General features: G+C 44.1%; 1 pseudogene. It reads right to left on the bottom strand.

What is annotated here, in order from left to right:
* Positions 1–8: 8 nt before the first annotated feature.
* A pseudogene (locus tag QT974_RS34190) lies at positions 9–1,609 on the bottom strand (FG-GAP-like repeat-containing protein); the annotation flags it as partial.

A 1,609-nucleotide genomic window follows, 5' to 3' on the forward strand; every position in this document is an offset into this window, starting at 1 on the left:
CGTCAGTCCTATCCTATGGTACTCTCGCTGCTTAAAAACTGTCCGAAGTATTGATCAGAATTCAACCGATTATTAGTTCCCGTCTGATACCCAGAACTATTCCGATTCCCATTCGCATCGTAACTGAAACCTTCATCCGGCTTGTTAGTATTGGAATGGTCAGCAACAGTCAACTGATTGTTGTTGTCATAGGTGTAATTAGTAAACCCATCTACATCAGTAATCTTGCTAATCCGATTTGCATTATCGTAATCAAAGTCATAAGAAACCCCGCTACCGTGACTCAGAACATCCAAACGATTCTTAGCATCATAAGTGTAAGTAGTTCCCCTTACCAACTGAGTGCCGCTTAAATCTCCATAGCGATTCACAGACTTGATTTTACCGATATTATCGTAACCAAAATCTACCCGCTTCGATGCCACACCATTACCGCTTTGAGTAATGCGGCTAACCCTGTTTAGCGCGTCGTAGGTGTAAGCAGTAGTTCCCGACGGCGTACCGTTAATCGTATCACTGACAGACAGCAAATTGTCTTCGCTATCGTAGGTGTAATTCAACAACACATTCGGCACTCCTGGAGTTCCTGTATTGTCAACTCCAATTTGCCGTCCTTTGGCGTCATAACTAAACTTGTAAGTCGAATCAGGGTCTGTTACAGATGTTAGCTGACTGGCCGCATCATAAGTAGAGGTAATGCTGCGAATAGGATTGCCATTCGCATTGAGCCAATTTTCCGCGGTCTCCCGATTAAGTCCATCGTAAGTAAAAGAAAGGACGCGGTTGTTGCGGTCAGTAACCTTAGTGCGGTTGTTGGCTTTATCGTATTCAAAGGAACAAGTTTTATTGAATTGATTGGTTTCTGTTTTTAACCGATTTTTGGGATCGTAAGTGAAACTCGTCTTGTTCTGCAATGGGTCGGTTATCGATAAAACATTGCCAACTTTATCGTATTCTGTGGTGGTGGTTCCAGATGGAGTTAAAGCATCGGTAATTTTGGTTTGACGGTTTCTGGCATCGTAAACATACTGAGTCTTGTTATTGTTGCCATCAATTTCAGCAGTAACATTCCCAGCTTTATCGTACTCTGTCTTGCTCGTACTAGCGATCGCAGTCGTTGCCCCTTCAGTCACATCCGTTCTTCTTCCCAACTCATCATACTTGTTCTCAGTCCGATTATTATTCGCATCAACTTGAGCCTTTAATTGATTAGCAGCATCGTACTCAAAACGAGTAATTTTCTCACTAGCATCAACTTCCAGAATTAACCGACCCCGCGCATCGTAAACCTTATTTGTCCGATTCCCTTTGGCATCAAAACTCGCCGTCTGATTATTATCCGCATCATACCGCATTTTCTCCACATTACCATCAGGATTCACCGTTTCACTTAAGCGATTCCGACTGTCATACCGATACTGAGTCCTCCTGCCCAACGGGTCAATCATCAACACCTGATTCCCATTCTTATCGTAACCGTAACTCGTCACCGGCGAAGTCAACGGCCCGCTACCATCCGGGTCAGCCGCCGTCACCTTAACGAGCTGATTCATCATATTATACTCAGACTCGCTACGGTTCCCCTTCTCATCAATTACCGCCGTCTGAT

This window comes from Microcoleus sp. BM001215392, from assembly GCF_036700185.1.
In the GTDB taxonomy this organism is placed as follows: domain Bacteria; phylum Cyanobacteriota; class Cyanobacteriia; order Cyanobacteriales; family Microcoleaceae; genus Microcoleus.